Source organism: Streptomyces sp. UW30 (assembly GCF_008042075.1).
In the GTDB taxonomy this organism is placed as follows: Bacteria; Actinomycetota; Actinomycetes; order Streptomycetales; family Streptomycetaceae; genus Streptomyces.
The window spans coordinates 191,659-198,879 of the sequence record NZ_RDBN01000021.1 but is presented as its reverse complement, the minus strand read 5'-3'; the positions used below and the strand labels follow the sequence as shown (position 1 = coordinate 198,879).

At 70.7% G+C, this 7,221-nt stretch carries 6 protein-coding genes; all 6 read right to left on the bottom strand.

Annotated elements, in window-relative coordinates:
- Nucleotides 1-961 (bottom strand): glycosyltransferase family 2 protein (locus tag EAO75_RS11170; RefSeq protein WP_147995247.1); only part of this gene is annotated, 961 nt, incomplete at its 3' end.
- Between the two features lie 175 nt (nucleotides 962-1,136).
- Nucleotides 1,137-1,550, bottom strand: coding sequence for a DUF3052 family protein (locus EAO75_RS11165; protein ID WP_147994891.1), 414 nt, complete (start codon nucleotides 1,548-1,550; stop codon nucleotides 1,137-1,139).
- A 138-nt stretch (nucleotides 1,551-1,688) separates the two neighbouring features.
- Nucleotides 1,689-3,188, bottom strand: coding sequence for a Tat pathway signal sequence domain protein (locus EAO75_RS11160; protein WP_410092230.1), 1,500 nt, complete (start codon nucleotides 3,186-3,188; stop codon nucleotides 1,689-1,691).
- Between the two features lie 541 nt (nucleotides 3,189-3,729).
- A complete protein-coding gene (locus EAO75_RS11150) occupies nucleotides 3,730-4,653 on the bottom strand; it encodes an NADP-dependent oxidoreductase (RefSeq protein WP_147994890.1) in 924 nt (307 codons plus the stop codon).
- 42 nt (nucleotides 4,654-4,695) lie between these two features.
- Entirely contained in the window at nucleotides 4,696-5,124 is a 429-nt protein-coding gene (locus tag EAO75_RS11145; protein ID WP_147994889.1) for a nitroreductase family deazaflavin-dependent oxidoreductase, read from the bottom strand.
- Nucleotides 5,125-5,372: 248 nt separating this feature from the next.
- A complete protein-coding gene (locus tag EAO75_RS11140; RefSeq protein ID WP_261989240.1) occupies nucleotides 5,373-7,124 on the bottom strand; it encodes an MFS transporter in 1,752 nt (583 codons plus the stop codon).
- Nucleotides 7,125-7,221: the final 97 nt, after the last annotated feature.

The window sequence follows — 7,221 nt, the reverse complement described above, 5'->3', positions numbered from 1 at the left end:
GATGGTCGGAGACATCGCGGAAGTAGGCCTGTATCTCCGGCTCGACCGCCCGGAGCGGCCCCGTGGCCAGTTCCTCCAGCGGCCGCCCCAGCCGGCACAGCTGCCACACCGTCCGCCAGCGCATGGGCCGCCGCTCACCTGCCGGTTCCCGCACACCTTCCACGAAGCCGCCGAACCACGCGCGCAGTCCGCCGAGCGACCGGGTGCGGGCGAGGGTGAGCAGGACCCAGACGCCCAGGTGCACCGGGATGAGCGGCAACGGCAGCCGACGACGGGTCAGCCAGACGCGGTTGCGGGCGTTCACGCGGTAGTAGATGGCGTGCCGCGCGGGCGAGGTCTTCGGGTGCTGGAGCAGGAGTTCGGGAGCGTAGAGAATGCGCCAGCCCGCGTCGACGGCCCGCCAGGCCAGATCGGTCTCCTCATGGGCGAAGAAGAACTCCGCCGGCCAGCTGCCGGTCCGGGTCAGCATCGCCGTCCGCAGCGCGTGTCCGCCGCCGAGGAAGCCGGTGACGTAACCGCCCCTGAGCGGATCCGACTTGCCGACCCTCGGCACGTGCCGCTGCTGGGTCTCCCCGTGCTCGTCGGCGATGCGGAAGCCGACGATGCCGAGCCGGTCGTCGGCGGCGTACAGGTCCCGCACGCGGCGCAGGACATCGGCGTCGACCAGGAGCCCGTCGTCGTCCAGCTCCACGACGACATCGACGTCCCCGAACGCCAGCAGCCGCTCCAGGGCGGCGTTGCGCCCGCCCGGGCAGCCGAGGTTCTCGTCCAGCTCGATCGCCGTGAACTCGCCCGGCAGCGCGAGCCGTTCGGCGAACTCGGGCAGCGGGCTGCCGTTGCCGACGACGACGATCCGGTCGGGGACGAGATCCTGCTTGGCCACGGACTCCAACAGCGCGTCGACCTCGGCGGGACGGTTGCCCATGGTCACCACGGCGACGGCGACCCTCAACTCGGACATACCCCGCCCCCCTCGCCTCGTTCCGGCTTCGATTACCGGCGCGATGCTAGTGGTTCACGGTAAAGACGTCTCAAGTTCGCCGTATTGAAGGGGGGTCGGCGGGGTGGGCGGCGACGGCATCCTCGGACTGGGCGAGGCCGTCGTCGAGACGTACCGGACGATCCGCCGGCCAGGGCTACTTGCGGCGGTTCTCCCGACGCCGCACGAACTTCAGGCCCGACCAGTCCTCCCCCAGCGCCGCCACCTTCACGTCGACCAGGCCGAGGGGGAGGAAGAGGTCGCGCAGGGCGTTCTCGGTGATGTCGCTGACGTGGCCGGCCGCCCGTCGGGGCCAGGCGATCCACACCATGGCGGGGTCGGCGAGGTCGCCGGCCAGCGCGGGACCTTCGGCGACCAGATCGCCGTACGACCGATAGAACGCGAGGGTGACGTCCGCGCCGCGCGGGCCTCCCTCGGCCACCTCGCAGCCCTCCGGCAGCCCGGGGATCTCCCACCGGTCGGGCGCGTGCCGGAGCCGGACCCGGTGGCCCGGCTTGATGCCGATCTTCCTGGCGAGCGGCGTACTGGATCCCCGGTCGGAGTCGCCCATACCGAACCGTCCGCCTCTCTCCCCGCCGTCCGTGTGCCGTTTGCGCACCGTCCGGATGCCATCTTGGCGCAGCGGAATCCGACATGCCCGATTCCCCGCGACACGCACGACCGAAGGCCCGGCACACCATGACGAGGATCAGGCTCGGACGATGCCGCCCCGCAGGGGATTGAACCGCGTGGCCGCCATCAGGTACCAGGCGGTCGCTCCCACATGCCGGTACGGGTAGTACCCGAACCCGAACCCGGTGTCGATCGGACTGCTGGCCGACACGACGCCCGCCCGCTCGGGAAGCGCCCGCCCGCCGACGGTCTGACCACCCCCGAGCAGTTCCTGAGCCCGCTCGATGGAACCGATCAGCAGCCGAGCCCGCGCCTCGTCACCCCGCCCAGCCCGCTCGCGCAGGGCGAGCGCGAGATGGGCGGTCCCCTCGAACCACACGCCGTTCCTGTCCGGCTTGGGCTGGGAGTCGGCGATCGGCACGTCCTCGTTCGCGAGGAGACTGGCGGAACTGAAGGTGACACCGTCGTACGACTGCCCCGCCGGCACCGTGCTGTTGCGCCGCCCGGCGTGATCGAGCACGGCGAGCTCGCGCGCGGCCCAGTCCAACGACCGGGCGTGGGCACGGGAGTCGAGGGCGAGGTGGGTCCAGGTCTGGGTGTCCTCGGGAATCGGCGAAGTATTGACCGTGACCCCGTCATTGGTCCCGGTGTAGAAGAACCCGCCGTCCGCCTCCCACATCCTCAGGACGAACTCCCGGGCCCGAGCACGCCGTTCCCACCACACCCGGTCCCTCGTGAGCCGGGCCAGCCGCCCGAAGAGACAGACAAGATCGGTGTTGTGCTCGGTGGAGGTGAAGGGCAGCTTCTGGTTGCCCCCGTCGACCCCGAACTTGTACCCCCCGAGCGGTTCGTCGGTACGCCCGTACCGCTCGACCCACTCCCCGATCCGCACGGCACCCCGAAGGAACCGCTGCTCCCCCGCCGTCCGCGCGAGCGCGCTGAGCGCGATGCCGGCCCAGGCCATGTCCCCCACGGCCGTCCCCGTGAACCCGAACTGCGTCCCCACATTGACGGTCCCGTCCGCCCGCACGAACCCGTCCGGCTGCCGCGAGCCGTCATAGAAGGTGTACGGCCCGACGTTGTACCCCTGCCGAAGCCGGCCGTCGCCATGAACCGGATCATGCGCCTGCGCATACAGGAGCGCGTCCCCGAGCGAGATGGCCCGCTCCCGTCCGCCGACGGTTCGGGTGGCGAGCAGGGCGAGGATCGCGAGGGCGTTGTCATAGGTGAAGGCGGTACTGAAGAGACCGGCCTGGTCGGCGTAGCTCTGGGCGAGACGGGTGGGGCCGTGGTCGGGGTAAGCGTCGATGGCGGCGGCGAGGAAGGCGCCGGCTCGATGCCGGGCGGAGGCGGAGGCGGCGCCGGCCTGTGCCGTTCCGGCCCCGGCCCCCGTCGCGGTCGCGGTCGCGGCCCCGGCCCCGGTCGCGGTCGCGGTCGCGGTCGCGGTCGCGGTGAGCACGGTGGCACCGATACCGGCTGCGATGAGTGCGCGACGGCTGAGTGCGCGACGGCTGAGTGCGGGGGATTGTCTGCCGGTCATGCCGTTCATGCCGCTCATGCCGTTCATGCCGTTCATGGGTCTCCCTCGGATGATGCCGACGGTTGGACATGCGCTTGCGGCGTTCCTTTGAGAGCGCTCTCAGAAACGCGCGCTCATTCTGCTGGTGCACCCGGAGCGGGTCAACGCCCTTGGCCGCGCTAAGGGTTGGAGCAGGCATGAGTCGAAGTCGGCGGTTCCGTGGGCGGGCTGGGCGAGGCGGCGGTGCCTTCCGCGTCGTGCGATACGCGAGTTGCGGCGCGACGCAGGCGCTCAAGTCCCGCGCGAGTGTTCCGTGTCCTGGGTTGATCGGAACCCAGCACCGCAGCCCCAATGGAAACTCAGCTTAGTGAGCACCCAGCTCCACCGGGCCGACCCCGACCGCCGTCGCCGTCGCCGCAAGGACGGAACGAGGAAACACACTCGACGAGTGGGCCTACGCCCAGCCCTACCGCACCGAGCAGGAGCGGCGCGCCGCGTTCCCCGGCTGGCTCCGCACCTGCACTCGCCACCGCGGACACACCGCCCTGAAGGGCCGGCCACCCGCCAGTCGCGTCCCCACCCTCACGGGTCGAGACACCTAGGGCCTGAGGACGATCTTGCCGTGGGTGTGGCGGCGTTCGAGCTCGGTGTAGGCCTCGCGGACTTGCGCCAGCGGGTAGACGTTCGCGATCGGCACCTCGAGGTGTCCGTCGGCGATCAAGCCTGCAAGCTCGGTGAGCACCTTGGCGCCCGGCCCGGCCGCGATCCCCCCGTCAGTCTTCACCCCGTGCTTCTCGGCGGCCGCGAAATCGGCGATGGTGTCGATCCGATCGGTCGCGACGCCGAGGGCGAGGGCCAGCTCGACGTACCCGTCGCCGAAGGTGTCGATGAAGGCGTCCACGCCGCGGGGCGCGGCGGCCCTGATGCGGTCCGCGACACCCTCGCCGTACGCGACCGGGATCACGTCGTGGCTCTCCAGCCACTCGTGGTTGCTCTCGCTCGCCAGGCCGATGACCGTGGCCCCGGTACGGCGCGCGAGCTGGACGGCGAGCGAGCCGACTCCCCCGGCGGCTCCCGAGATGACGACGGTCTCACCCTCCTCGGGCTGGACGGAATGTACCGCCCCCCATGCGGTTACGCCGACGACGTACAGGCTGCCGGCCACCTCCCATGAGACCTTCTCCGGCTTGCGCGTGAGGTCACCGGCTTCGACCAGAACCAGCTCGGCCTGGGAGGCCCGCTTCTGGGTGAATCCGATCACCTCGTCGTCGGGCGAGAATCCAGCAACCCCGGCGCCGACCTCCTCGATGACCCCGGCGAGGTCGCTGCCCTGCCCGGACGGGAACGTCGACGGGAACAGGTCCGCCAACGCCCCCGTGCGGATGGCCGCCTCACTGGGGTTGATGCCGGCCGCTTGCACGCGCACGAGGACCTGCCCGTCCCCGGGCACCGGGCGTTCCACCTCGTCGACCCGCAACACGTCGATCCCGCCGAACTCGTCGTACCTGACCGCCTTGGGCATGATCTCTCTCCTTCGACTCGCTGCAGCTGACAGGGGTGTGGGCTACGCCCGCCGGAGTTCGAGCACGGGAATGACGCGGATTCCGGCAGTCTGGCGTGCGTACTCGGCAAAGCCGGGGTAGCGCCGCGCTTGCTCGGCGTAGATGCGGTCGCGTTCGGCGCCGCTCAGGTCGCGGACGGTCACCTGGTAGGTCGCGGTGCCGCGTTCGATGGTGCCCTCACCGGCGGCGGCCAGGTTGCGGTACCAATCCGGGTTGGTGGGTGCTCCGCCCTTGGTTGCGAAGACGTAGACGATGTCCGGCGCGGTGTCGTGCGGGAGGTACATCGTCGGAGTGACGTGCTCCTGCCCGCTCTTGCGGCCGCGGTGATGGACGAGGACCAGCGGAGCGCCCTCGAAGACCCCGCCGACCCTGCCCTCGTTCGCTCGGAACTCTGCGATGGTCTTCGCGTTCCAATCGGCTGCTTCGCTCATGTCGAACTCCTGTCGTTCTCGATCCGGGTTGTGCGCTGGGAGGATGAGCTTGTTCGGTGCTCACGGAGGATCTCCCTTCGGTCGGCGACCTCCTGCCGCCAGGCGAGCCACTGCGATGCCTTCCATCAGGAAGGTGAGGAGGCATCACCGGACCAGGGTGATTCGCACGGCCGTGGCACCCGCAGGACCGATCCGCTGCGGACATGCGTGCCTTCTCGGTGCCATGGGACGTCTCGGCCGGACAGGCCCTAGCAGTAGCGGCAAGGACTGACCGCTTTGGCGCGAGCGACTCGGTCGTCGTCCCCCAGTACAGTCCCGGTCAGCTGTGCTGCGGGCTGTGATGCCGCCGGCTGCGGTGCGGCCGGCGGTGGCGCGGCCGGCGGTGGTGCGGCCCGCGGTGGTGCGGCCGGCTGAGTTTCGGGAACCGCACCGGTCAGTTCCTGACGGTGGACCCGGATGGTGGCGATCGCGATGAGCAGGGCGAGCAGCGCGACCGCTGCCGCGACCTCGAACCCGCGGGAGAAGCCGACCGCCAGGGCGTGGTCGTAGACGGACGCGGGCGGCGCGGTGCCCGACCTCGCGGCTGCTTGCGCCCCGACGCTGTTCGCGACGGCAGTCCAGGCGACGGTGCCCAGCAGGGCAAGTCCGATTGCGCCGCCGACCTGCTGGCCGGTGTTGAGCAGGCTCGAGGCGACGCCGGAGTCCTGGTCGGCCACGTTGTGCAGGGAGACGAGGGCCAGTGGGACGAACACCAGGCCGAGCCCGAGCGAGGTCACGAGCAGTGGGCCGAGCAGCTGGCCGATGTAGCCGGAGTGTTCGGTCAGCCTGGAGAACCAGAACGTGCCGCCCGCGACCGCGGCGGCGCCGGCCAGGATCAGCGGCCGGGCGCCTACTCGCGCCACCAGCCGCGAGGCCAGCGCGGAGCCGGTCACGACCCCGAGGGCGAACGGCAGGTAGGCGATGCCCGACTGGATCGCGCTGTAGCCGAGCACGGACTGCATGAAGAGGGTGAGGAAGAAGAACAGGCCGAACAGCGCGGTGGCGATGCACAGCATGATCAGGTAGGTACCCGACCTGTTGCGGTCGGCGAGGATCCGCATCGGGAGCAGCGGGTGGGGGCTGCGCATTTCGATCCAGACGAACGATACGAGCAGCGCCACGGACGCGGTCAGCGATGCCGGCACCTGCGGGTCACTCCAGTGCGATACTCCGTCGGACCCGGTGGCGGCCTTGGACAGACCGTAGACGAGCAGCGCGACTCCGCCGGTGCCGGTGATGGCTCCGGCCATGTCGATCCGACCCGGCCTGCGGGGCGATTCGGCCAGCACGCGCGGTGCCATGGCCGCCACCAGGATCCCGATCGGGACGTTGACGAACATCACCCACCGCCACGACAGGTAGGTGGTCAGGATGCCGCCCAGCAGCAGGCCCACCGCGCTGCCGGCGCCGGCCATCGCCGCGTAGACGCCGAACGCCCTGTTGCGTTGCCCGCCTTCGGGAAAGTTGGTGGTGATCAGTGCCAGCGCGGTCGGCGCGATCGCCGCGCCGCCAACGCCCTGTACCGCCCTCGCGGTGAGCAGCCACCACTGACTGGTGGCGAACCCGCCGAGGAGGGACGCGGCGGAGAACAGCAGCAGCCCGAAAATGAACACCCGCCGTCGGCCGAGGATGTCACCGGCACGGCCGCCCAGCAGGAGCAGGCCGCCGAAGGTGACCGCGTAGGCGTTCACCACCCACTCCAGGCCGGTGCCGGAGAAGCCAAGGGCACGCTGCACATGCGGCAACGCCACATTGACGATGGTGGAGTCGAGTACCACCATGAGCTGGGCGGTGGCAATGACCAGCAGAGCCAGTTCGAGGCGACGGTTGCCGCCGTCGGCCGTGGCGCCGCGTGAGACTGCTCGCCCGGTCACGGATCGCGGGACCGGCGCGGGCCGCGAGGTGGTCGCGTAGTCGGACGGGTCGGCGGCGCCGTCTGCGCCGGAGGCTGGTGACGTCACGGTGTCTCCCTGGGCCTCGGAGCACGTCCCTGGTGGCCGTGCAAGCTTGGGCGATGGAGCCAGGCTCGCTGCCGGCACGGTGAGAGGGCCTCACCGG